Genomic DNA, 23,491 nt, shown 5'->3' on the forward strand with positions numbered 1-23,491 from the left:
GTCCTTTGACCACCGGCAGGGCCATCTTCTCGTGCGCGAAATCGTGATAGAGGTCGAGGATTTTCAGCGTTTCTTCCTCGGCTTCGCGCTCGGTCGCGTGCGCGGTATGCCCTTCCTGCCAGAGAAACTCCGTCGTCCTCAGGAAGAGGCGGGTCCTCATCTCCCAGCGCACGACATTCGACCATTGGTTCAGCAGGAGCGGCAGATCTCGGTACGAGCGGATCCACTTCGCGAACATGCTGTAGATGATGGTCTCCGAAGTGGGGCGGACCACCAGCTTCTCCTCGAGCTCCTTGCCCCCGCCGATGGTGACGACCGCCAGCTCCGGCGAGAACCCCTCGACGTGCGCCTTCTCGCGCTGCAGGAAGCTCTCGGGGATGAACAGCGGAAAGTAGGCGTTGCGATGTCCTGTCTCCTTGAAGCGGGCGTCGAGGCCGGCTTGAATCTGCTCCCAGATGGAGTAGCCGAGAGGCCGGATGACCATGCATCCCTTGACGGGAGAGTAATCGGCCATCTCGGACCGGAGGACCACGTCGGTGTACCAGCGGGCGGGATCCTCGCTGCGGGGCGTGATCACATTGGACATTCGGGGATTGATCTCCTAGTTGGAAGGGGCGCTTCCATGGATGAGAGGCACGAAACGCACCGGCACCAGGCGCCGTGACGTCCAGCTCCCCTCCGTCGCGCGGAACAGCCAAAGATCCTGATGCTCTTCCCCGAGCGGAAGGATGAGTCTGCCTCCATCGGCGATCTGGTGTCTCAGCGAGCCGGGAACCTCTTCGGAGGCGGCGGCGGCGAGCACGGCGTTGAAAGGGGCTTCCTCGCGCCAGCCCAGACGGCCGTCCCCGATGGCAAAAGAGATGTTGCGATACCCAAGGCGGTCCAGAACGACCCGCGCCTTGAGAGAGAGCGTCTCCAGGACCTCCACCGTGTAAACTCCCTCCACCAGCTCGGCCAGCACCGCCGTCTGGTAGCCCGATCCGGTGCCGATCTCCAGCACCCGCTCGTCCCCCCGCAGCTCCAGCTTCTCCGTCATGAACGCCACGATGAAGGGCTGGGAGAGAGTCTGTCCCAGCCCGATCGGGACGGGGGCGTCTTCATAAGCCCGATGGGAGAATTCCGGGGGAAGGAAGAGATGCCTTGGAACTTTGGCCATGGCCCCCAGGACTCTGGGATCCCTGATGCCGCGCGCCTCGAGCTGCGACCGTACCATTTCCAGGCGGCGCTGCGCATACTCTGTTTCCGAAACACCTGCCGACCCATTCCTGTCGTTCATCGAATGGAGCTTTCCAACATGGTGGAATCTTAGCACAAGCGTTCGGAGGGCCCGGAACCACACTTGATCAAACGGAAGCCCGGCGCGCTTCCGAGCTAGCCACACCGAACGGCCGCGCCGTGCAACGCGTGGGGTGAACGCACTTCACTTGTCATTGACACTGTCGGGACCCCCTCCTAAGATGAGCCGTGGCCATGCAAGGCGATCGCATCGCTTCTTCCTGCCGTTTCTCCCTCGTCCCAGAATGCCTGATCCTTACCGCGGCGCTTGCCGGACTGACATCCAGCCGTTGCAGCGGGGTTCGCGTGTCTCCGGAGGAGCAGCTCGTCTACAAGTATGCGGAAGGAATCCAGAGCCTGCACCAGCCAACTTACGACGACTTCTTCCTGGCCTGCCATCCGGAGTGGGAGCAGACCGATCTGGTCACCCGCATGGCCCGGTACGAGAGCGCGCGGCGCGGGGGAAGCGTGGAATTCTCCAGCGACGGCATCGAGATGGTGAAGCTCGCCGCCCTCGGGAGAGGGGCCTATTTCAAGGTGGCACGGGTGGTGAAGGAAGCCGGCAGGCTGCAGTTCCGGACGATGGTGAAGCCCGACTACATCGCCATCAACAATCTGGTTTTTCCGGAGAAAGCCGTCGTCTATCTCCTCGGAGAGCCATTCGGGTCCGTCCTTTCCATCAAGCCCGGCGGAAAATCGTTTGGTCCCGAGCGCAGCGTTCTCTGGTCGGTGGACCTTCACTGGATCTGGGTCCCCAATCCGCTCGCCAAGTCGGACTGGTGCCTGTATTCGGTGGCGCCCGTCCCCGGGAGCGAGGTATTCATGAAAATGAAATTCAACGAAGCGGGAACTCCGGCGGCGGCCGGACAGCCTAGGGAACCCGCAGGACCCTCACCGTAAGATAGTTGGAGCGGATCTCCCTGCCGTCTTTTCCGGTGACCGAAATCCTGTAAAGGTAGGAGCCGGGGTAGAGGATCTCGAAGTTCTTGCTGAATGTCGTGGAGACATGCAGCTCGTTCTCGTCGTGCAGGCAGCGCGGAGCTTCGGTCAGGCGGGTTTCTTTCTCGGGGCTCGATCCCGGATCGACCCGAACCCAGGTGACTGCCGCGTGGCAGTAGTTCGGATCGAGCGGATCAATACCCGTCAGGGTCGCAACAAGCTGTATCTCCATGGGGGCAAAGCCATAGACCGGCGATCCGTTGAGGAGGAGCCTGGGGGACTTTTTCTCCTCCTTGGGAGCCTCCTTCGGAGGCGCCTCCTTCTTCGAATTGCCGAATGCCAGCCCCCACGGCTGCATCAATGCGACGGTGAAGGCCAGCACGACGAGCGGTGAAGTCTGGCGCAACCGCCTCGGATCCACGAATTTCCTCATAGATTCCACTCTCTTCCGCGACTCTATGTCAGGCTCCCGTCAGGGTCAAGAATCAGCATTCCTGCGCACTCTGCGAGGGACAGATACGCATTTTCTGGTACACTCCCGGGCAGTGCTCCTATCTCGATCCCATCGACCGTGCTGTAAACAATCAGCTTATCCATGGCTTCGGGGCTGGCATGCTTCTGGCTCATGGGGTGGTTCCGCCGGCGTCGATTGAAATCGGCGCCATCGGGAGAATCAAAGCCATGACCCCTCTCATCAAGCGTTGGATTGGCTGCCTCGCCCTGGGCTTTGCCCTCGTGATTCAGCCTGGTGCCGCCCAGGACGACTCCCAGGACGGTTACGATTCCGAGGCCGGAGTTCCGGCCCGGATCCGAGCGCTGGAGGGAGACGCGACCCTGGAACGGGACCTGGAGCGGGATCGACTGAACGCCACCATCAACGCGCCCGTTTATCCGGGAGACCGGATCATTTCCTATCGAGCTCTAGAGCTGCAGCTCCCCGACGGCAGCCTGGTGTGGTGTGACTCCGACACGGTACTTGAAGTCGTGGCGCTTAGCGATACCTCCAGCTCCGAGGGGACGGTCCTGAAAGTGACCAACGGGACGATCGAAACGCGGATTGAAACGGCCGCCTCGGGCGAGTCGGCGATGCGTGTCGATACTCCCGAATCATCGGTCTATCTGATGAGCCGTGGGCGTTTCCGCATCGAATCGACGCATGGCGTCACCACCGCTACCTCCTATCGCGGCGTGGCCGAGCTGGCGGGAGACCAGGGTTCCACGATCATTCGGAGCGGACAGCAAAGCCGGGTTCAGAGCGGCGCGGGAGCCGAGGATGCCTGGGCGGTGAACACGCTGAGGCTGGACAACTTCGGAGAGTGGTGCGAGGAGCGTGAGTCGAGCTACCTCACCGATTCCGAGGATCAGGAAGAGCGCGAGTATGTCGCCCAGGTTCCCCGTCCGGTTCGACATTATGTCTCCGAGCTCGATTACTACGGAGACTGGCAGTTCGTATCGACCTATGGGTGGGTCTGGCGTCCGGCGGCGATCCAGGTCGGCTGGAGGCCTTACTACAGCGGCTACTGGTGCTGGCGCCCTGGCGGCTGGACCTGGGTTTCCTACGAGCCCTGGGGCTGGCTCCCTTATCACTACGGGCGCTGGAGCTGGGTGACCAGCGCTGGATGGGTCTGGATACCGGGGGCGGTCTATTCCGGAGCCTGGGTCAGTTGGGCGGTGACACCGGCCTACGTGGGATGGTGTCCGCTGGATTACTACAATCGTCCGGCTTACGTGCGCTACAACTACACCAATGTGACGGTGAACCACTATGGAGGCGGGTGGAACTTCCTTCCCCTCAACCACTGGGGCGAGCGCAATCTCAGCCGGGACATCGTGCGCGCCGACCGCGTGCCGCAACTGCAGGGGGCGGTTGCGACACGGTCGCTGCCCCGCTTCGATTCGCGCCAGGCCAAGGTCCGCCCCGAGATCGTGCAGCGTATCGTCCGCGAAAATCCCTCGCGCCGAGATCTGTCGCTCGAATCCGCTCAGCCGGGGTCGCCGCAGGCAGGGGGAACTTCCTTCCGCCAGTCGGACCGCAGGGAGCGGACCTTCTCGAGGCAGCCCGATGCCAGGTCCTTCAAGCCTGATAACGCCGGGACCATGAGGTCCTACAAGCCCGACAATGCCGGAAAACAGCCTGCACGCGCGGGCGTTTCGACACGTGGTCCGGCAGGGGAGTCCGAGCAGAACAACCGGTCTCCACGTTCGGTGGAAACTTTCAAACCGCGCAGGACCGCACCTCCGACAGGCCCGGCTCCGGCTACCACGCTGGAGCGGCAGCGTGAAACGAGGAATCTGCCTCCGCCGCGGGTGCGCTCGAGCTCCGACGATCCTTCGCGCAGGGTGCTCGACAAGATCCTGAGGGATAATGCTGGTCAGCCGCCGCAGGAGGCGCGCGCCACCCCCCAGGGGCCCGATCGTGGCCGCTCCGGCGTCCCCCCTGGGGAAGGCGGCCGGCGCAGTACAGGGGGCGAGACCATCCGAAAGCCGGTTCCGGGCCAGGCCGCGCGACCGGTGGAAGGCAGGCCGGGAGGGTCTCCTCAAGGCCGGCGCGATGCCCCCCCGGCCGGGAAGAAACAGGATGAATCCCGGAAGAAGGACAAGCCCTGATCCTTTCTTGACAGCGCCGGAAATCGCATGCTAGGTTCCAAGCGGCCCTCGGGGAAAAATGGATCCCCGGGGGCCGCGGCCTTTTAAGGGAGAACTCCACCCCCCATGCCCCTCCGACCCATCATCAAGTACCCGGATCCCGTCCTGAGCACGCGCGCCGAGGAGGTGGCATCCATCACCTCCGAGATCCGCGCCCTGGCGGCCGATATGATCGAGACCATGCACGAGGCTCCGGGTGTGGGACTGGCCGCCAATCAGGTGGGCGTCACCCTGCGCGTCGCCATGGTCGACTTGTCCGTCGGAAAGGATCCTGCCGCCCTCGTAATCCTCGTAAATCCCAAAGTCGTTTCCGTGGAAGGCCACCAGATCGACGAGGAGGGATGCCTGAGTCTTCCGGGAATCACGGAGCAGGTAGGACGTCCCCTGCGTGCCGAGGTCGAGGCCCTGAACCTCGAAGGGAGCAGGTTTCGTGTCGTGGGGGAGGGGCTGATGGCCAGGGCCCTGCTTCATGAGATCGATCATCTGGACGGGATACTTTTCCTGGATCGGCTCAGCCCGCTGAAGCGCCGCCTGGTGCGCAAGAAGATTCAAAAGCTGATTCGCGACGGGGAGTGGGGCGAGGTCGGGTGAGACTGGCATTCCTCGGAACCTCCGATTTCGCTGTTCCCACGCTCGACTCCCTTTGCGATGCCGGACACGAGGTGGCGCTGGTTCTCTGCCAGCCCGACCGGCCCGCCGGCCGCGGGCGACAGCTCCAGCCTGGTCCGGCCAAGCGCCTTGCGCTGTCGAAAGGGCTCCCGATCTTCCAGCCCCAGGTTCTGGACGATGCGGCTCTCGAGAGGCTCTCGCGCCTGGAGATGCGGGCGGCCGTCGTCGTCTCGTACGGGCTCATTCTTCCCGCGGCGCTCCTGCGCCTGCCTCCGCTCGGCTGCATCAACCTTCACGGGTCCCTTCTGCCGAAATACCGCGGCGCTTCACCCGTGGCCCATGCGATTCTCCGCGGCGAAACGGTCACCGGAGTGACGACCCTGCTGATGAACGAAGGTATCGACACAGGCCCCCTTCTGCTCCAGAAGGCGACGCCCATAGGGGAAGAAGAGTCTGCCGGTGAGCTGGAGGCGAGGCTCGCCGTAACGGGCGCCGGATTGGTGCTCGAGACCCTGGAGAAGCTCTCCGCCGGAGAGCTGACCCCGCGCTCTCAGATTGTGGACCGGCAGACCTATGCTCCCAAGATCGCGGTGAGCTCCGGGCGCATACTCTGGAGCCTTCCGGCCGCCGGGATCGCGAGGCAGGTTCGCGCCTACAACCCCCGCCCCGGTGCCTTCACCCGTCATCGCGGACGAATCCTCAAGATCTGGAGAGCGCGGACCGCACCCCCCTCCGGCGGAGTAGAGCCCGGCATCGTGATCGCCGGCGGTGGCACGTTGCAAGTGGCCTGCGGGGAGTCCAGCGTCCTCGAGCTGCTGGAGGTCCAGCTCGAAGGGCGCCGCCGCGTGAGTGGCGAAGAGCTACTCAGGGGGCGGTTGATTGCATCGGGAGATCGTTTTGACGACGGTGAAGCGTGGCAGGATGAAGGGCCCGCGTGAGGTTGCCTGCGAAATCCTCGAACGCCTGGGAGACCCGAAGATGCGGGCAAACCAGGAGCTCCTCGAGCGTGGCGCGGCGCTTTGCGATGAAAGGGACCGCCGGCTGGCCAAGGAGCTGGTGAGCGGCACGCTGCGGAACCTCGCCACCCTGGACGCGGCGCTCGAGGACCTGTCGGGGGTCGCCCTCGAAAGAATCGACGGGCATCTCCTGGGCCCCTTGCGCATCGGCTTGTACCAGATCCTCCACCTGGATCGCATTCCCCCCTCGGCGGCGGTAAACGAGTCGGTGAAGCTCGCCCGCTCGACCTCGGGCACGCGGGGAGCGGGATTCGTGAATGCGGTGCTGAGAAAGGCGGTCAATGGGCGAGATCGGCTTCGGGCGATGCCGGACCAGGGCCTCGACGCAGCGGCCCTGGCGCTGCAGTTCTCCGTCCCGGAATGGATCGTCGCGCGCTGGCTGGACCGCTGGGGTCAGGACGAGACCCATGATCTCCTCCGGTCCATGTCACGGCCGTCTCCCGTTTCGCTCTGGGTGAATCCGGCCCTCGGCACGGCCGAGGAGCTGGCAAGGGAGCTTCGCGAAGAAGGGATCGAGACCCGGGAATCGGAACGGATTCCCCACTGTCTGCATGTCGTGAAAGGGAACCCAGCGACCTCACGCTGCTTCAGCGAGGGGAAAGGCTACCTCCAGGATGAAGGCTCACAGGCCATCGCGCTCCTGATGCCGGTGCAGGCGGGTATGACGATTCTCGATGCATGCGCGGCGCCCGGCGGCAAATCCTTCATCCTTGCGAGCCGGACGGGAGCTGGCGGAAAGGTAATCGCCGTGGATCGGGCCGTGCCGCGGTTGCGACGGCTGCTCCATAATCGCGCGCGCCTGAAGATCGACAACGTCTTTCCTCTGGCGGCGGACATGGAAAGACGGCCTCCTTTCTCGTCCGCTTTCGACGCGGTTATCCTCGATGCGCCCTGCACGGGAACCGGCGTCATGGGCCGTCATCCCGAGATCCGCTGGCGCCTCGATCCCGGCGACCTGGTCTCGCTGGTCGCACGCCAGCGCAACCTGCTCCAAAGTACTGCCGCGGCGGTGGCTCCCGGAGGCGTCCTCCTCTATTCGGTCTGCAGCCTCGAGCCCGAAGAAGGGGAGGAGCAGATCGATTGGTTCGTCGAGGCCCACCCGGAGTTCGAGACGGTTTCGCTGCTTCCTTTCCTTCCGATTTTGGCGTCGGACGCCCTCGGAGAGGGGGACAGTGTCTGCTTCCTGCCCCACCGCCACAGGACGGATGGTTTCTTCGCGGCTCTGTTGCGGCGCAAGGCTTCATAGCGGTTATGTTGAATCGACTTTTCCCCTGTGCTAGCATGCCGCCCTCGATCCGTCGACGTTACTGATGAGTTTTCAATTACTTAAATGATGGTACCTGGGCCGGTGCCGGGACGCAGGGTTCGCGCGGTTGCCGCGAGCGTCGTGCAATGGAGCCTCATCGGGGTCGCGATCGTGGGCGTCGCGCTGCTCAGCGGCTACCTGTCGATGCGCAAGGCCGTCCGGGGCGGGGAAGTGAAAGTTCCGTCGCTGCTGGGGATCGCGGTGGAGGAAGCGACCGGGCGGCTCCGGGAAAAGGGACTCATCCTGGATCGCAGCGGCGAGCGTGTCGATTCCGTCGTGCCGGCCGGGCAGATCATTTCCCAGGATCCCCCGGAAGGAGCACGGCTGAAGAAGAATCGCAAAGTTCACGTTCTGATTAGCCTCGGCCAGGAGGTGCTGCTCATTCCGCAGCTCGTCGGACAACCGGCTCGCCGGGCACAGATTGGGCTGCAGCAATCGGGCCTGCGTGTCGGCGAGATCGCTTATGTAGCCAGCGACGCCGCCGAGGCTGACAAGGTGCTGGCCCAGGAGCCTCCACCCGGAACTCAGAGCGGCCGTGATGGACATGTCGATCTGCTGGTGAGCCGGGGAAGCCGCGCCCGGACCTGGGTCATGCCGCACCTGGAAGGAATGGATATGGCATTAGCCACCCGCGTTCTCGACCAGGCTGGCTTGCGGGTCACCAACGTGCGGCGCGAGCCCCGCGGCGACGGCACCCCCGCAGGAATCGTTCTCGAGCAAGTCCCGGTCGCGGGCTACCCCTTGCAAGAAGGGGAATCGATCAGCCTGATCGTCTCCGATGAGGAAGACCATGGGTAACTCGAGGCAGAGTTTGCTCTGCCCATCGCTTCTGTCAGCCGATTTCGCCCATCTGGCCGAGGCCATCCGTGCGGTCGAGAAGGGGGGCGCCGGTGCGCTCCATCTCGACGTGATGGACGGGCATTTCGTCCCGAACCTGACGATGGGCCCGGCGGTGGTGAAATCGGTGGACAAGGTGAGCTCGCTACCGCTGGACGTGCATCTGATGATCGAGGAGCCGGACCGCTATCTCGAGGCTTTCCGCGACGCCGGCGCCGACCTGATTTCGGTGCATGTCGAAGTGGTGCCTCATCTGCACCGAACCGTGTCGCGCATCCGGGAGCTTGGGGCCCGTCCGGGGGTGGTGGTGAACCCCGCGACCCCGCTGGGGTCGCTGCAGGAGATCCTGGACCAGCTCGATTTCGTCCTGCTCATGTCGGTCAACCCCGGCTTCGGCGGGCAGGCGTTCATCCCTTCGGTGGTGGGGAAGGTGACGGCGCTCGCGCGCATGATTGCCGAAAAAGGCCTCGCTCTCGACATCGAGGTGGACGGGGGCGTCGGGCCGGAGAACGCGCGCGAGCTGGTGCGCGCGGGGGCCACCATGCTCGTCGCCGGCAACTCGGTATTCGGAAAGGGGAACCCTGAGGAGAACACCCGCGATCTCGTTCGGCGGATGCGTGGGGACTCGTAGTTGAAGCGCGGCGTCACCAGCGTGAGGGTTCGGTATCCGGAGGTGGACCGCATGGGCGTGGTCCATCATGCGAACTTCTTCATCTGGTTCGAAATCGGGCGCACCGAGCTGCTCCGGGAACTGGGCTGCACCTACGAGGAGATGGAGGCGCAGGGAGTCTTCATGCCGGTGGTGATGGCCTCGTGCCGCTACCGGTCGCCGGCGCGCTACGACGAGGTCCTCGAGGTCGAGACCGTCCTCGAGCAGGTGTCCGCTTCGCGCGTTTCCTTTGATTATCTTCTCCACCGTCCGGGGTTCGGTCCGCTCCTGGCGGAAGCCAAGACCGTACACGCCACCGTCAACCGGGCCGGCGAGGTCATCCGGCTTCCGGACTCCTACCGCGACATTCTGTGCGCTCCTTGATTCGCGAACGCCCGGGCGTACACCTCCGTCGAGCGACCCTGCTGGTGCTCCTGGCCGTCACGCTGGGCTGCCATCACAAGAATCCGGGACTCACCGAGCCGGTCGATCAGGTCTATCAGATGGCCCTGCAGAAGATGGAGAAGAAGAAGTACTATGCGGCGCGCACAATGCTGCAGTCGCTGCAGGCGAGGATTCCGCAGGACGACCGGGAGCTCCTTCCCCGCGTGCAGCTGAAGCTGGCGGACGCCTTCTACCTGGAGGGAGGAATCCTCAGCCTGGGAGAGGCGCTCAACGCCTACCGCAACTTCCTCACCTATTACGGGCAGCGCGAGGAGGCCGCCTACGCACAGTTTCAAGTGGGCATGTCGCTGTACGGCCAGGTGCTGGCTCCCGATCGGGACCAATCGCTCACGCACAAGGCCATCGACGAGTTCGAGAAAGTCGAGCGGCTCTATCCCGACAGCCCCTACGTCGCGAAAGCGCGCGACCAGATCCTCGCCTGCCGCGAAAACCTCGCCGCCCACGAGTTCGTGATCGGCAGATTCTACTATCGGCGCAAGGACTTCCCCGGCGCCGCCGATCGCTTCCGGGTGATCCTCGACAAGTATCCGCAGTATCCCGGCACCGAGGAGACCCTCTACCTTCTCGCGGACTGCCTGGTGGCCACCGCCAACCCCGATGAGGCCCGGCTCTACCTGTCGCGCCTGGTTGCGGAGTATCCCGACGGCAAATACGCCCGCGAAGCCCAGGCCCGGCTCAAGGAGCTGGAGAAGGGATGAGCGAGAAGGTCACCGCGCTGATTCCCACCTTCAACGAGGAGCAGGTGCTGGGGGAATGCCTGGAATCGGTCGGCTGGGCGGACGAGATCTTCGTGGTCGATTCGTTCAGCAGCGACCGCACCCTCGACATCGCCCGCGAGGCGGGGGCCCGCATCCTCACCCACGAGTATGTCAATTCCGCGGCTCAGAAGAACTGGGCGATTCCCCAGGCGCAGCACCCCTGGGTGCTCCTGGTGGACGCCGACGAGCGGGTCACTCCGGCACTGCAGGAAGAAATACGCTCGCTGCTGGACAGCGCGCCCGAGCACGACGGCTACTGGATTCGTCGGTCCAACCATTTCCTCGGGAAGCGGATGAGGCACGGCGGCTGGGAAACGGACAAGGTGATCCGCCTCTTCCGGCGGGACCGGGCACGCTACCAGACGAAGGAGGTGCACGCCGAGATCGAGCTTCCCGGACCCCTTCCGACGCTGCAGCATCCGCTGCTGCACTACTCCTTCCGCGGCTTCGGGCAGTACTGGCGCAAGATCCAGCTCTACTCCGACTGGGGCGCCAGCCAGCTCTGGAAAGAGGGAAAGCGCGCCGGCTGGGTCTCGATCGGCCTCAGACCCGTCCAGAGGTTCTTGAAGATGTACGTGGCGCGCGCCGGGTTCCTGGACGGCATCCACGGGCTGGTGCTGGCCATGCTCGGCGCCTTCAGCGTCTTCCTGAAATACGCCAAGCTCTGGGAGATGGAGGTCCGGGCAAAGGAAAAGCCGGGAACGTGAAACCTCTGAGAGTCCTTCACGTCAACACCGAAAAGGGATGGCGGGGAGGCGAGGTCCAGACGCTGCTCCTGGCCAGAGGACTCTCGGAGAGGGGACATGTCTCCCTGCTGGCCGCACCGGCGGGCTCGCGTCTCGAGGCGCTGGGGCGCGAAGCAGGGCTGGAGACCGTGCCTCTGGTAGCGCGGGGCGAGCTCGATCCGGCCGGGGCATGGCGCCTGGCGCGCGACTGGAAGCGCTTCCGGCCCGATCTCCTGCACTACCACACCTCCCACGCCATCACTCTAGGCACTATCGCCTCGTACCTCGCGGGCCGTCGGCCGGCCGTTGCCAGCCGCCGCGTCTCCTTTCCGCTCTCCCGCAATCCAGTGGCCCGCTTCAAGTACACCCATCGGGTGGACCGCGTCCTCGCGGTGTCGGGAGGCATTCGCGATCTTCTCGTCCGGGCCGGCATCCCCGCATCATGCCTCCGAGTGGTCCACAGTGCCATCGATCTCGATCGCTTCCGCACCCTGCGCAGCCGCGGCGAGATCCGCAGCGAGCTCGGATTCTCCTCCACGGACTTCGTCATCGGGACGGTGGGACACCTCGCCTCGCACAAGGGGCATCGCGTTCTGATCGAAGCAGCCGCGCGCGCGGCGTCGCGGGCGCGCTGCCGATACCTGGTGGCGGGGACGGGGGAATGCGAAGCCGCTCTCAAGGAAGCGGTCCGGCGGCTGAACCTGCAGGACTCGTTCCGCTTCGTCGGGTTCCTCGAGAGAGTCGAAGAAATCCTGCCGGGGCTCGATCTTTTCGTCTTTCCGTCCCTTTCGGGAGAAGGATCGCCGGCTGCGCTGAAGGAGGCGATGGCGTGCAGCGTACCGGTGGTGGCCTCGCGCATCTCCGGCGTCGAGGAAGTCTCGCGCGACGGGGTGGAAGCGCTGCTGGTTCCCCCGGGAGACCCGGCGGCGCTGGCCGCCGCAGTCGACATGCTTGCCTCCGACCGGGAGCTATGCTTAGAATTCGGGCGTCGTGGACGCCAGCGGGCCCGGGAGTTTGGCGTCGATCGGATGGTACTGGCGACCGAATCGGCCTACCGCGAGGTTCTGGGAAGCACGGGCCTGTGAAACACCGCAATCCCAAGATCAACCGCTATTACATGATCTTGCCCGAGGACGGCTTCCTCGGCCGCTGGCGCAAGCGCCTGACCCGGCGGCCGGTGCCGCGCTTTCCCCGCAACATCCAGATCCAGACGCAGACCGGCTGCAACGCCGACTGCGTCTTCTGCCCCTACGGCGCCACCGCCGACAGCCAGCCCAAGGGGAAGATGGACTGGGATCTGTTCCGCAAGATCATCGATGAGACCGTCGGCTACCGCGTCCGCCGCATCAGCCCTTACCTGATGAACGAGCCTTTCGTGGATCGCGAGATCTTCGAGCGCATCCGCTACATCAACCGCGTCAATCCACGCGCCAAGGTGATTCTCACGAGCAACGGCTCGCTGCTGACCGAGGAGGTCGTGGGCCGCATCGTGGATCTGGGCGACGGCCTGCACGAGCTGGCAATCTCGGTGCAGGGAATCGATCCCGACGCCTACGAGAAGACGATGCGCGGCGGGCTGCGCTTCGACCGGACGATGGCCAACGTGGACCGCCTGATCGAGGCGCTGCGCCGGCGGCAGGCCACCCGGCCGGCCCTCTGGATCACGATGGTCGACACGGAGCTGATCGACGCGAAGAAGGCCGTGGAATACTGGCGCGGGCGCGGCGTGAACGCGCGCTACACCATGCTGGAGAATCGCGGCGGGAACATCACGGACGCCGAGGAGATGGCGCACCACGAGCAGATGGACTATTTCAGCGACTGCACGCGGCTGCTCAAGCAGGCCTACATCAAGTTCAACGGCGACCTGGTCCTGTGCTGCACCGATTACGATGCGAAGGTCATCCTGGGCAACGTGCGGGAGAAGAGCCTGTACGAGGTGTGGAACGGCGAGATGGCCACCTCCATCCGGAGGAAGTTCCTCTCGGACCGCATCGGCGAGATTTCCCTGTGCAGCGTCTGCAAGGTGGATCGCGAGAAGGAAATCGCGGTCAAGGCAAGCGGTCCCACGCCGTTTGCCACGAGACCGTCGCTCCCGACGGCCACCCCGGCCACTCGGGCTACTCCTTGACGCGCAGCGAGCGCATCTTGCGGAACAGCGTCGCTCGCGAGATTCCCAGCAGCGCCGCCGCCTGAGAGCGGTTTCCCGCGGCGGCTTTCAGCGCCCGGCGCAGCTCGCCGCGGCTGAGGGCCGACTCCGGCGCCTTCTTTCCGCCCGGCAGGTCCGCCACCCGATCCAGCAGCTCCGGATCCCGCGCGAGATCCGAGAGCGTCAGCGAGGGGCCCTCGGCGAACAGGGCGAGGCGCGCCAGCGTGTTCTCCAGCTCCCGGATGTTGCCCGGCCAGGGATGCCGTGAGAGCACCGAGAGGACGTGCGGATCGATCCGCAAGGGGCGGGTCCCTTTCTCGGCCGCAATCTTCTCCAGGAAATGGTCGATGAGCAGCGGCAGATCTTCCTTACGCTGCCTCAGCGGTGGCAGCGTCACGGTGACGACGTTGAGCCGGTAGAACAGGTCCTCGCGGAATCTTCGCTCGGCCACCATCGCCTTGAGGTCGCGGTTGGTGGCCGCCACGATACGCACGTCCACCTTGCGCGGCGCGCCGCTCCCCACGGGACGGATTTCTCCTTCCTGGATGGCCCGCAGCAGCTTGCTCTGCAGCGGCAGGCTCATCTCCCCCAGCTCGTCCAGGAAGAGCGTGCCACCGTCGGCCAGCTCGAACAGGCCCGGCTTGTCCTGTTCGGCGCCGGTGAAGGCGCCGCGGACATGTCCGAACAGCTCGCTTTCCAGGAGGCTCTCCGGCAGCGCGGCGACGTTCTCGGTCAAAAACCGCCGGTCCTTGCGGCGCGAGTTGAAATGGATGGCGCGCGCGATCAGCTCCTTGCCGGTGCCGCTCTCTCCCTGGATGATCACCGGGAGCGCGGTATCCGCCACCTTCTCCACCCGCTCCAACGCGGCGATCAGCGCCGGGCTGGATCCGATGATGTTGCGGAAGGAGAAGCGGTTCTGCACCGTCTGCTTGAGGTAGAGGTTCTCCTGGCGGAGAGCCTCGACCAGCCGGGCGTTCTCGATCGCCACGGCGGCCTGGTTGGCGAACGCCTCGAGGAACTCGAGGTCCTCCTCGCCGAACAGGACGTCCCCACGGCGGCTGTCGAGATAGACGGTCCCCAGGATGCGCTCGCGGATCCGCAGGGGCACGCAGACCAGCGAGCGGATGTTGTAGAGGCTAACGCTGTCGAAGCGCTCGAAGCGCCGGTCGGAGCCGGCATCCAGGGTGACGATTGGCTTTCCTTCGGCCGCCTCCTCGAGGATGCGGCGGCTGTACTCTCCGGCGTCCCGAATCGTCTCCTGGTCCAGGTTCCTGGCGACCCGCACCTTGAGCTCGCCGGCCTCCCCCTCGCGCAGGAAGATGAGACCTCGCTCGGCGCCGACGATTTGAATCGCCAGGTCGAGGACGCGGCTCAGCAGCTCGGTGAGATCCTTCAGGGTGCTGACGATCTGCGTGATCTCGTAGAGGGTCGCCAGCATCTTCACCGGGGGCACCCGACGCGTCGCGGTCCCCATCGGACGATCCTCTCCGCCTTCCAGGGAGGCCAGACGCTCCCTGACCTGCTGGCGGGAACCCGTGGCCAGGTAGCGCCGTCGGGCGGACGAGTCCTCCAGCCGGGACGCGATCTCGCGATGCAGGCGCTCCACCTCCCGCAGCAGCGCCGCCCGACGCTCCGGCCTGGCCGATTTTTCCATCCATTCCGATTGCGCGATCCGGAGATCGGCTTCCTGGTCGCGCCGCGCCAGGTTCTGCGCCAGGCCGATCGCCTTTTCCAGGCACACGGAGGCCTCGTCCAGCCGTCCTTCGGCAAGACGGCAACGCCCCTCCGCCGCGCTGCACCGCAGGCGCTCCTCGACGCTGCTGTTGCCGCCCAGCAGATCCTCCATCTCGTGTGCCCGGGTAGAGGCTTCGCGGAGCGACCCGGTTCCCAGAAGGGCATCCAGCAACGCCTCCAGGGATCCCAGCTGCAATCGCCGGTTCTTCAGTCGGCGCGCCAGGACCAGGGCCTTCTCCCCGCCGGAGAGCGCTTCGCGGTGCTTTCCCTCCTCCAGGGCGTCGCGCGCCAGCGCGAGCAGGAGAAAACCCTCCTGGAGATCGTGCGAGCCTTCCCGCGCGATCCGCAGCCCTTCCTGGTGGGCTTCCCATGCCCCCGCCGAATCGCCCAATCGCCGCCGCGCGGTTCCCAGCAGGTCGAGCGACAAGGGCTGCAGCGACGTGTCGCCGATCTGCTTGCGAATCTCGAGCGCCTCCTCCGCCAGGCGAGCCGTCCGATCGTAGCGGCAGCGCGCCAGCTCGATCTCGGCCAGCGAGCTGAGGACCACGGCCAAGGTGGCCCGATCCGGCGTGGACCGGTAGAGGGCCGCCGATTCCTCGGCGCGTTCGCCGGCTTCCTCCAGCCGTCCCAGGTCCTTGAGGGCCTGGGCCATGTTCCCAAGGGTCATGGCGACTCCCCGGCGATCGCCCAGCTTTCGCCAGGCTTCAAGCGCCTCGCCGTAAAGCTGCAGCGACACTTCCGGGCGATTCAAAGAGCTCTGCACCGTGCCCAGGTTGGTCTTGACGGTGACCACCTGCCAGGCGTCCCCGGCCGCCTCCAGGTGCTCCAGAGCCTGGGTGAAATAGGGGACCGCCTCCTCCAGCTGGCCCATGCGGCCGTAAGCGGTCCCCAGGAAGTTCTTGGCGCGTCCGATTCCCAGCTGATCTCCCAGAGGCTCGAGCAGCGCCAATGCGGACCGCGCGCCGCGCACCGCCTGATCCAGATGGCCCTGAAGGAGATGGCCGTGCGCCATCGTCGCCAGGATCTGTCCCTCCTCCTTGCGATCCTCGAGACTGCGCGCAAGCCGCAGGGCGCGTTCCGAGAAGTCGCTCATCTCCGGGAAATCCGAAGCTCCGGCATGCAGCCTGGCCAGCCGCGCGAACAGGGTCATCCGCCGACGCGTTTCCTTGCGCGGCAGCAGCTCCAGCGCCTTGCGATAGAACTGCAGCGCCGCCGTGAACGCGAACAACCGGGCGCACTTGTCTCCCGCTTTCTCGGCATACTCGAGCGCCTGCGGCTTCGAACCTGCCTGGATGAAGTGGTAGGCGATCTCCTCGAGCATCTCCTCCGCGCCGGCTCGTGCCTGCTCCTCGAGCAGGCTCCCCGCCGCCAGATGCAGGCGCAGGCGCTCGGCGCCCAGGCTGCGGTAGATGAGGTCGCGCGCCCGCGAGTGGGCGAATCCCAGCTTCTCCTCGCCCCCTTCGTGGGTGCGCCGCAGGATGCCGCGATGCAGCAGAGGAGGGATTTCGGCGCTCAGCCGGTCGGCTTCCCAGCCGCCCGCGCGGGCCAGCAGGACGCGAGCGACCGGCCGGTTGAATACCGACAGGACTCGCACCAGCCCTCGCTGTGCTTCGCTCAGGCGCGCCAGCCGGCGCGTCAGGGTCTCGTTGATGCTGCGCGGCACTTCCAGGCGATCGAGGTGGGCCAGGTCGACGTCCCACTCTCCGTCGCGCCGGGTGACGGCGTTCTCCTCGGCCAGCGCCTTGAGGATCTCCTCGATAAACAGCGGATTGCCCGCCGTCTGCCGCTGCAGGATGAGGGCCAGATCGGCGGGATCCTCCTGCAGGGACATCATCGACTGGATCAGGCTGCCGATCTCCGCCACATCCAGACGCTGCAGCCGCACGACGCTCTGGCGCGCTCCGGCCGAGACGTCGCGCACCAGCGACGCGATGGGTTTCCCCTCCAGCTCGTCGTCACGATAGGTTCCGATGATCAGGTAAGGAGCGCCCGGAGCGCGCTCCCGCAAGGCGCGCAACAGCTCGATGGTGAGCTCATCGGCCCAGTGCAGGTCCTCCAGCGCCAGGACGAACGGGCGCTTGAGACAGACCTCGCGCAGCAGCCGCTCGATCGCCTCGAACAAACGGGACTTCGCCTCGCGGGCCGAAAGAATCCCGGTGGAAGACGAGCCGGACTGCAGATCGGGAAACAGGGGGGCGAGAATTGCGCGCGAGTCGGCGTCGGATTTCCCGGACGAATCGCTCAAGGCCGGCGAGAGAAACCGGAAAGCTTCGACGAAAGGCTGGTAGACGCTCGCGCCGCTCTCGAAGCAGGAGCCCGACAGGAACAGCACTCCCTCGGTCTGGCTCTGGGTGCGGAACTCCCGCAGCAGGCGGCTCTTGCCGACGCCGCTCTCGCCGCCGATCAGGATGAGGCGTGGTAAGGGGGAATCTTCTTCCTCTGCCGGCGTCGCGGTAAGGCGGAGCAGGGCGGCGCGCAGCGCCTGCATCTCGCGATCCCGTCCGACCAGCGCCGCCGAAGTCAGGTAGCTGTCGCGCGTCTCGCGGGTTTCCAGCACGTGCCGGGTCCCGAGCGCCTCGTTCAAGGCGCGCAAGAGGGCAGCGGCGTCGCGCGGCCGATCTTCCGGGTTCTTTTCCAGCAGCCAGAGGATGAGACGATCCAGGCCCGCAGGCAGGGTCGGATCGAGGCTGCGCGGCGAAGGGGGAATCGCTTCGCGCTGCGCCCGGATCAGCGCGACAGGGTCGCGCTGCGTGAAGGGGAGCGATCCGGTGGCGAGCCGGTAGAGGACCATGCCGAGGGAATAGAGATCGGAGCGCGGGTCCAGCCGGCCGCCGGCGAGCGCCTCGGGGGGCGCGTAGTGGAGCGTGCCTCCGGGTCGGGACGGCTCATCCTGATCCAGGAAACGAGCCAGTCCGAAATCCATCAGCTTGACCTGAAAAGGACGGCCTGCCGCAGCTTCAGGCAGGGGCAGCAGGAAGATATTCTGCGGCTTGATGTCGTTATGGAGGATGCCCCGTGCGTGGATGTAATCGAGTGCGCGGCAGAGCTGGGCCACCAGCTCTCCGAGGTGTGGTCTGATCTCGGCCGGCTCCAGCGCGGCGAGGTCTTTTCCGTCCAGATACTCCAGCGTCAGGAAGGGCTCGCCTCCTTCGTCGAGCACCCCGTAGTCGTAGACCCGCGCCAGGTTGGGGTGGCGCAGGCGTACCATGGCGCGAAACTCCTGCTTGAGGCGCTCCTCGCCGCCCTCGCCGGTCAGCGTCCGGCGCAGGCGCTTGAGGGCCACCTGCCTTCCCCCGTCCAGGATGTCCTCGCAGAGGTAGACCTGGCCCATGCCGCCCTCCCCAAGCGGGCGGAGGATCCGGTAGCGATGGTTGAGGAGATCTCCTGCCTCAGGCAGAGTCCCTTCTCCCGACTTCCTGGCGTTGAGATGGATGAATTCCTTTCGAAGTGTACGACGAACGATGAGCCGGATCAAGCAGTTTCTTGAGACGGACAGGCCACCAAATGCTTCTATGACAATCGGTTCTACGACCGAGCAGTGAGACGGTCAGAAAAATTGGTGGCGCGGGAGCTGCGGGGGGCCTTGACAGCTTCGGGGGGGAGGGCTAAAACGAAGCCAGAGGAGCGACCATGAAACCGGCGCCGCGCGTCCTGATCGTCACCTGTCCCTGCTGCAATACCGTGCTCCACCTCGATCGCGATACCGGAGCGCTGCTCCTTGAGGAGCGGCCGCGCAAAGGACCGACGAAATCGCTGGAGGAAGCGGCGCGGGAGAACGCCGCGCGCCAGGAGCAGGCCCGCGCCCAGCTGGCCAAGGCGATGCAGGAAGAAAAGCACCGTGACGAGATCATGGAGAAGAAGTTCAAGGAGGCGATGAAGAAGGCCGAGAAGGACGAAACGCGGCCACCGCGCCCCTTCGACCTCGACTGAGACAATCCTAGGCGTACATCCGGAAGGGCTTCGCTTCTCGCACGAAGGCAGCGGTTTCCTTGCGCCAGCTCTTCTCCAGCTTTGCCAGGCTGCTCCCCGACTCCAGCACCTTCCGCACGGCCGGATCTCCCGTGAGCACGTCGACCGGCAGCTTGTCGGTGACGTACTCGTAGGGTGGCTGCTTCCAGATGAAATCGAGCCGGTGCTCTGCCAGCACGTCCTGGAGGATCGCGAGGGTCGTCAGGTAGGGCTTGTACGCCTTCCGATCGGTCACCTGAAGCTGGAACCCGAAGCAGATCTTGCCGCTCCATTTCGAGAAGGTGGGCTGGAACGTCTGGTCCCTCAGGACCACCCCCGGCAGCTTACGGGAGTCGAAGGCGGCCCTGAACCGCTTCATGTCGAGGTACGGAGCGCCGAAGATCTCGAACGGACGCGTCGACCCTCTCCCCTCCGACAGATTGGTCCCTTCCAGGAGCACCTGGCCCGGATAGACCATGGCCGTGTCGAAAGTGGGCATGTTAGGGGAGGGAAGGACCCACTCCAGCCCGGTATCGGGAAACAGCATCTTTCGGCGCCAGCCGCGCATCGGAATAACCGTCAGGTCGCAGGCCCCGGGACAGCGGATGCCGACGCCGTCGCGCCGCGGCTTGGGACGGGCCCCTTTCGAGGCGTTCCCCAGCCGCGCATTCACCAAGGCCGCCATTTCCCCGAGCGTCATGCCGTGGCGCATCGGGACCGGATATAGCCCGACGAAGGATCGAAATCCGTCGCGCACCAGATTTCCTTCGACGACTTCTCCTCCCAGCGGGTTCGGGCGGTCCAGGATGACCACCTCCTTGCCTGCCGCGGCGCAGGCTTCCAGGGCCAGGGCCGTCGTCCATTCGAAGGTGTAGACGCGGCAGCCCACGTCCTGAAGATCCACGAGGAGGACATCGAGATGCTCCAGCATCGCGGCCGTCGGCTTGCGCGTCTCCGAATAGAGGCTGTAGACGGGGATCATCAGCTCGGTGTCGAATCCATGCGGCGATTCGACCATGTTGTCCTGCTTCTCCCCGCCGAAGCCGTGCTGGGGCCCGAAAAGGCAGGAGAGTTTCTTGCCGTAAACCTGCAGGACGACATCGCGGGCCGAGACGAACTCGGAGGAGACGGAGGCGGGGTGCATCAGCAGACCGATCCGTCGCCCGCGCAGCCAGCGCGGCTTCGAGCGGGCCAGGATCTCCAGTCCGGTTAGTACTTTGGGTCGGGATCGGGAGGACATGATTCGGCCCCTTGCCAAGCGAAAACTGCCGGTCCTACCGCAGCTGGGGTGTCCCGGGGACACAGGCGGTGTCCCCTCCGAAGGGGGCGGAGTCTACCAGCGTCTCCCGGGCCTGTCAAAAGCTTCGGATCAAGACTCTTGCAGGAGGAAGTCGAGCGCCGAGCCGGGCGAAATCTCGCGCGGCGGCTGGTCTTTCATGAAGATGCGGGCCCCGGCGGTTCCCTTGAGGGTCATCGAGGATCCCTCGATACGCAGGATCGCGGCCTCGCGAAGTCCCACCACGGGGGGAGAGTTCATCTCGTGGAACTCGCGGATTCTCTCCTCGCGCGTCTCTCCCATGTGAGTTGATGCCGGATCGGGATCGAGGTAGTGAGGATTTACGTTGAAGGGTACGAAGCAGAGCGCCTCGAAGGAGGGGGGATAGACGATCGGCATGTCGTTGGTGGTCTTGATGCTGAGACAGGCGACGTTGGTCCCGGCGCTGGAGCCGAGGTAGGGACAGCCTGCCCGGACGCGGGCGCGCATCGGCTCGATCAGTCCGCGGGCGTAGAGATCGTTCAGGAGGCGGAAGGTGTTGCCGCCCCCGACGAAGATTGCCTCGCTGCGTCGGATCGCATCGAACGGGTCCTCGGCCGCATGCAGCGAGTCGACCTCGAAGCCCATTTTCCCCAGCCTTTCACGCACGCGCCCGGCGTAGCCGGCATGGTCCGCCGCCGCGAACGGCGCGAACAGGACTCTCGACACTCCTGCCAGGTAGTCGCGGATCTCGGCTTCGCAATGGTCGAGGTAGCCCCGGGAATGGACCCGGGAGCTGCTGATGAGAAGTAGTCGCAGCTTCTTGCAGTCTTCGGCTGATGAGGGGTCCTGGGGCATGGCCTCTCATACACAGGTCTCCCCCTGTCCGTCAAGCGGGTGGAAGAAATGAGCTCGCGAGGCCCGAAGCCCGGTGCCGGTCGGGAGGAGAGGTGGCACGGGCCTCTATGGGACATTAAGTTATCCCGCGCCGGGCTCCGCCCGCGGGGAGAAACATGAAGCCTTCCGTCCTGCCGTCCCAGCCTTCCGAATATCGCGTGCCGAAGCGGGAAATCTCCGCGGAAGCATCCTTTCTCGGGCACCCCGATCGAGTGCTGCGTCTCTTCCTCAACGAGAGGGCCGCGCTGCGCGACGGCGAGGAGCGTCTCAGCGACCTGCTGAACGGGCCCGGGGAGTTCCTTCCGGCCCTGGAGCCACCGGGCAAGCTCGTGCTCCTGCGCAAGGAAGCCATCACGCTTCTCACCGTCTCGGCGGATATCGAGTTCCCGGCCGCGGGCGAATCCGCGCCGGCCGGCTTCTCGCGGGTGCGCACCGAGATCATCCTTCAGGACGGCACCCAGGTCCGCGGCGAGGTGGAATTCGCCATGCCCGAGGGGCGCGCCAGGCTGGTCGATTTCCTGAACCTGCCGGAGCGCTTCTTCGCGGTCCTCGATGCGCCCGTGGCACGGCTCGTGAATAAGCACTGCATCGTCCGGGTCTCCATCCTGGGCCCGGAGCCGGGGGCGTAGATTTCAATGGCACAGTTCGATCGGTTCGCCCAGAGCATTTTCAAGTTCAAGGCCGACCTCCTCGTCATCGCCACGGGGGAGCGTGTCGTTCTCGGATTCGGAACCGACAAGAAGCCGGTGAGCGCCGAAGCCGCCACGCGCACACAGGTGGAAGGGATCGTCCGGGAGATTGCCCCGCCTCATCTCGCGCCTCAGCTCTCACGCGACGGCGAGCATGAGTTCCTCTACCGTTCTCCCTCGGGGTTGGTGCAGGTCCGGGTGGCCCGCAAGGACTCCTCGGTCCGGCTGACCGCCGTCCCCGCGGCCTCGGACGCGGAGGAAGCTCCGCTGCCGGCAGCGATTCCCGTCCTGGCAGAGACGTCGACCGGCGAGGCCGACGGGTTCATGTCAGAAGCCGCCCCCGAATCCTCGGCCGAACCTGAGGCTGCTTCGGAAGCCACCTCCATGGACTACCCGAGGGAGGAGGAATCCTCCCAGGACCCCCCGGCCCTGTTCAGCCAGGGCGAAGCCCCTTCCCCGCAGGCGCTGGAAGCCATCGAAGGATTGCTGCGTCGTCTGATCTCGGAGAAATGCTCCGATCTCCATTTGTCGAGCGGCAATCCGCCCATGTTCCGCAAGGACGGCACGATCGTCGCCGTAGGCGGCTCCGCGACGATGAGCCCGGCGACGGTGCGTGAGATGGTCTTCGCCATCGCGCCCGCCAAGAGCCGCCGGGAGTTCGACGAGCGCCACGACACCGATTTCGCCTACGAGATCGCGGGGCTGGCCCGTTACCGCTGCAATCTCTACATGGACCGTCTCGGCGTCGGCGGAGTCTTCCGGGTCATCCCGTCGAAGACGCCGAGCGTCGACGAGCTCGGACTGCCCAAGCACATCCTGCAGCTCTGCCAGCTGAGCAAAGGCCTCGTCCTGGTCACCGGCCCGACCGGCTCCGGGAAATCCACGACCCTGGCGGCGCTGGTGGACTGGATCAACCGCAACCGCACCGACCACATCATCACCATCGAGGATCCGATCGAGTTCGTCCACGCCAACCAGAAGTGCCTGGTGAACCAGAGGCAGGTGGGGGTGCACACCGAAGGTTTCAAGCCCGCCCTGCGCGCCGCCTTGCGCGAGGACCCCGACATCGTCCTGGTGGGGGAGCTGCGCGACCTGGAGACCATGGCCATCGCCATCGAGACGGCGGAGACGGGGCATCTCGTCTTCGGGACGCTGCACACCAACAGCGCGCCTTCGACCGTGGATCGAATCATCGACCAGTTCCCGTCCGACCGGCAGAGCCAGATCCGGACGATGCTGTCGGAATCGCTCAAGGGAGTCGTCTCCCAGACGCTGTGCCGCAAGAAAGGCGGCGGGCGCGTGGCGGCCTACGAGATCCTCTACGTCACCTCGGCCATCAGCAACCTGATCCGTGAAGGGAAGACCTTCCAGATCCCCTCCATCATGCAGACGAACAAGGCGCTCGGCATGACCCTGATGAACGAGGCGCTGCTGGATCTGGTCCACAAGGGCCTGGTGGAGCCGCAGGAGGCCTACTTCAAGTCGGCCGCCAAGACGGAATTCAAGGCCCTCCTCGAGCGCAACCACATCAAGATCGAAACCACCTAGCCGTATCGGCAGGACCCGCTTCCGACGGCGCCCCTCCCGGAACGCT

At 65.4% G+C, this 23,491-nt stretch carries 21 protein-coding genes; 15 read left to right on the top strand and 6 right to left on the bottom strand.

The features are described 5' to 3' along the window. Together VFW45_17305 and VFW45_17310 are read right to left on the bottom strand one after the other, a co-directional pair. The coding region (locus tag VFW45_17305) for an aminoacyl--tRNA ligase-related protein (protein ID HEU5182547.1) at positions 1–586 on the bottom strand (586 nt) is incomplete at its 3' end. A 15-nt stretch (positions 587–601) separates the two neighbouring features. Next, positions 602–1,276 (bottom strand): protein-L-isoaspartate(D-aspartate) O-methyltransferase, encoded by a 675-nt coding sequence (locus VFW45_17310; protein HEU5182548.1) that lies wholly within the window; start codon positions 1,274–1,276, stop codon positions 602–604. A gap of 305 nt (positions 1,277–1,581) precedes the next feature. Here VFW45_17310 and VFW45_17315 point away from each other — a divergent pair, with 305 nt between their 5' ends. Beyond that, positions 1,582–2,175: a hypothetical protein gene (locus VFW45_17315; GenBank protein ID HEU5182549.1), complete on the top strand. Its 594-nt coding sequence runs from the start codon at positions 1,582–1,584 to the stop codon at positions 2,173–2,175. Here VFW45_17315 and VFW45_17320 read toward each other — a convergent pair. Further along, on the bottom strand, positions 2,147–2,647 hold the full coding sequence (locus VFW45_17320) for a hypothetical protein (protein ID HEU5182550.1): 501 nt from the start codon (positions 2,645–2,647) through the stop codon (positions 2,147–2,149). The two genes, VFW45_17315 and VFW45_17320, sit on opposite strands and share 29 nt — an antisense overlap. Positions 2,648–2,895: 248 nt before the next feature. Between VFW45_17320 and VFW45_17325 the strand changes: the two genes are divergently transcribed. The 11 genes from VFW45_17325 (at position 2,896) to VFW45_17375 (ending at position 13,356) form a co-directional block, all read left to right on the top strand. After that, on the top strand, positions 2,896–4,821 hold the full coding sequence (locus tag VFW45_17325) for a DUF6600 domain-containing protein (protein ID HEU5182551.1): 1,926 nt from the start codon (positions 2,896–2,898) through the stop codon (positions 4,819–4,821). 105 nt (positions 4,822–4,926) lie between these two features. Beyond that, the gene (gene def / locus VFW45_17330) at positions 4,927–5,451 is read left to right on the top strand and encodes a peptide deformylase (GenBank protein ID HEU5182552.1); all 525 of its coding nucleotides are present in this window, start codon (positions 4,927–4,929) and stop codon (positions 5,449–5,451) included. Then, complete coding sequence (gene fmt, locus VFW45_17335; protein ID HEU5182553.1) at positions 5,448–6,407, top strand: methionyl-tRNA formyltransferase; 960 nt, start codon at positions 5,448–5,450, stop codon at positions 6,405–6,407. The genes def and fmt overlap by 4 nt, the downstream gene beginning before the upstream one ends. Positions 6,408–6,447: 40 nt before the next feature. Further along, positions 6,448–7,731: a 16S rRNA (cytosine(967)-C(5))-methyltransferase RsmB gene (rsmB, locus tag VFW45_17340; GenBank protein HEU5182554.1), complete on the top strand. Its 1,284-nt coding sequence runs from the start codon at positions 6,448–6,450 to the stop codon at positions 7,729–7,731. 141 nt (positions 7,732–7,872) lie between these two features. Continuing rightward, positions 7,873–8,589 carry a PASTA domain-containing protein gene (locus tag VFW45_17345; GenBank protein ID HEU5182555.1) on the top strand — a complete coding sequence of 239 codons (717 nt, stop codon included), beginning with the start codon at positions 7,873–7,875 and terminating at the stop codon, positions 8,587–8,589. Next, on the top strand, positions 8,582–9,259 hold the full coding sequence (gene rpe / locus VFW45_17350; protein HEU5182556.1) for a ribulose-phosphate 3-epimerase: 678 nt from the start codon (positions 8,582–8,584) through the stop codon (positions 9,257–9,259). The genes VFW45_17345 and rpe overlap by 8 nt, the downstream gene beginning before the upstream one ends. Then, complete coding sequence (locus VFW45_17355; protein ID HEU5182557.1) at positions 9,260–9,661, top strand: thioesterase family protein; 402 nt, start codon at positions 9,260–9,262, stop codon at positions 9,659–9,661. Further along, on the top strand, positions 9,649–10,440 hold the full coding sequence (gene bamD / locus VFW45_17360; protein HEU5182558.1) for an outer membrane protein assembly factor BamD: 792 nt from the start codon (positions 9,649–9,651) through the stop codon (positions 10,438–10,440). The genes VFW45_17355 and bamD overlap by 13 nt, the downstream gene beginning before the upstream one ends. Beyond that, a complete protein-coding gene (locus tag VFW45_17365) occupies positions 10,437–11,207 on the top strand; it encodes a glycosyltransferase family 2 protein (protein HEU5182559.1) in 771 nt (256 codons plus the stop codon). Before bamD ends, VFW45_17365 begins: the two co-directional genes overlap by 4 nt. Beyond that, positions 11,204–12,310 carry a glycosyltransferase gene (locus VFW45_17370; protein HEU5182560.1) on the top strand — a complete coding sequence of 369 codons (1,107 nt, stop codon included), beginning with the start codon at positions 11,204–11,206 and terminating at the stop codon, positions 12,308–12,310. Before VFW45_17365 ends, VFW45_17370 begins: the two co-directional genes overlap by 4 nt. Next, complete coding sequence (locus VFW45_17375; protein ID HEU5182561.1) at positions 12,307–13,356, top strand: radical SAM/SPASM domain-containing protein; 1,050 nt, start codon at positions 12,307–12,309, stop codon at positions 13,354–13,356. Before VFW45_17370 ends, VFW45_17375 begins: the two co-directional genes overlap by 4 nt. On the opposite strand, the gene VFW45_17380 is transcribed toward VFW45_17375, so the two are convergent. Continuing rightward, positions 13,346–18,583 (bottom strand): sigma 54-interacting transcriptional regulator, encoded by a 5,238-nt coding sequence (locus tag VFW45_17380; protein HEU5182562.1) that lies wholly within the window; start codon positions 18,581–18,583, stop codon positions 13,346–13,348. The two genes, VFW45_17375 and VFW45_17380, sit on opposite strands and share 11 nt — an antisense overlap. 155 nt (positions 18,584–18,738) lie before the next feature. Here VFW45_17380 and VFW45_17385 point away from each other — a divergent pair, with 155 nt between their 5' ends. Beyond that, positions 18,739–19,038, top strand: coding sequence for a hypothetical protein (locus tag VFW45_17385; protein ID HEU5182563.1), 300 nt, complete (start codon positions 18,739–18,741; stop codon positions 19,036–19,038). Positions 19,039–19,045: 7 nt separating this feature from the next. Here VFW45_17385 and VFW45_17390 read toward each other — a convergent pair whose 3' ends face one another. Together VFW45_17390 and pepE are read right to left on the bottom strand one after the other, a co-directional pair. Continuing rightward, positions 19,046–20,296, bottom strand: a complete 1,251-nt coding sequence (locus VFW45_17390; protein ID HEU5182564.1) for a DUF1343 domain-containing protein — start codon at positions 20,294–20,296, stop codon at positions 19,046–19,048. Positions 20,297–20,425: 129 nt separating this feature from the next. Continuing rightward, positions 20,426–21,169: a dipeptidase PepE gene (pepE, locus tag VFW45_17395; GenBank protein HEU5182565.1), complete on the bottom strand. Its 744-nt coding sequence runs from the start codon at positions 21,167–21,169 to the stop codon at positions 20,426–20,428. Positions 21,170–21,324: 155 nt separating this feature from the next. Between pepE and VFW45_17400 the strand changes: the two genes are divergently transcribed. Together VFW45_17400 and VFW45_17405 are read left to right on the top strand one after the other, a co-directional pair. Next, positions 21,325–21,837 carry a hypothetical protein gene (locus VFW45_17400; protein HEU5182566.1) on the top strand — a complete coding sequence of 171 codons (513 nt, stop codon included), beginning with the start codon at positions 21,325–21,327 and terminating at the stop codon, positions 21,835–21,837. Between the two features lie 6 nt (positions 21,838–21,843). Continuing rightward, positions 21,844–23,445 (top strand): PilT/PilU family type 4a pilus ATPase, encoded by a 1,602-nt coding sequence (locus VFW45_17405; GenBank protein HEU5182567.1) that lies wholly within the window; start codon positions 21,844–21,846, stop codon positions 23,443–23,445. The last annotated feature ends 46 nt before the right edge of the window (positions 23,446–23,491 follow it).

Source organism: Candidatus Polarisedimenticolia bacterium (assembly GCA_035764505.1).
In the GTDB taxonomy this organism is placed as follows: Bacteria; Acidobacteriota; Polarisedimenticolia; order Gp22-AA2; family AA152; genus AA152.

Coding starts and splice junctions, on each gene's coding strand:
- VFW45_17400 (HEU5182566.1), top strand. CDS start 21,325: ATGAAGCCTTCCGTCCTGCCGTCCCAGCCTTCCGAATATCGCGTGCCG.
- VFW45_17325 (HEU5182551.1), top strand. CDS start 2,896: ATGACCCCTCTCATCAAGCGTTGGATTGGCTGCCTCGCCCTGGGCTTT.
- VFW45_17365 (HEU5182559.1), top strand. CDS start 10,437: ATGAGCGAGAAGGTCACCGCGCTGATTCCCACCTTCAACGAGGAGCAG.
- VFW45_17310 (HEU5182548.1), bottom strand. CDS start 1,276: ATGAACGACAGGAATGGGTCGGCAGGTGTTTCGGAAACAGAGTATGCG.
- VFW45_17320 (HEU5182550.1), bottom strand. CDS start 2,647: ATGAGGAAATTCGTGGATCCGAGGCGGTTGCGCCAGACTTCACCGCTC.
- pepE (HEU5182565.1), bottom strand. CDS start 21,169: ATGCCCCAGGACCCCTCATCAGCCGAAGACTGCAAGAAGCTGCGACTA.
- rpe (HEU5182556.1), top strand. CDS start 8,582: ATGGGTAACTCGAGGCAGAGTTTGCTCTGCCCATCGCTTCTGTCAGCC.
- VFW45_17385 (HEU5182563.1), top strand. CDS start 18,739: ATGAAACCGGCGCCGCGCGTCCTGATCGTCACCTGTCCCTGCTGCAAT.
- VFW45_17405 (HEU5182567.1), top strand. CDS start 21,844: ATGGCACAGTTCGATCGGTTCGCCCAGAGCATTTTCAAGTTCAAGGCC.
- def (HEU5182552.1), top strand. CDS start 4,927: ATGCCCCTCCGACCCATCATCAAGTACCCGGATCCCGTCCTGAGCACG.
- VFW45_17390 (HEU5182564.1), bottom strand. CDS start 20,296: ATGTCCTCCCGATCCCGACCCAAAGTACTAACCGGACTGGAGATCCTG.
- rsmB (HEU5182554.1), top strand. CDS start 6,448: ATGCGGGCAAACCAGGAGCTCCTCGAGCGTGGCGCGGCGCTTTGCGAT.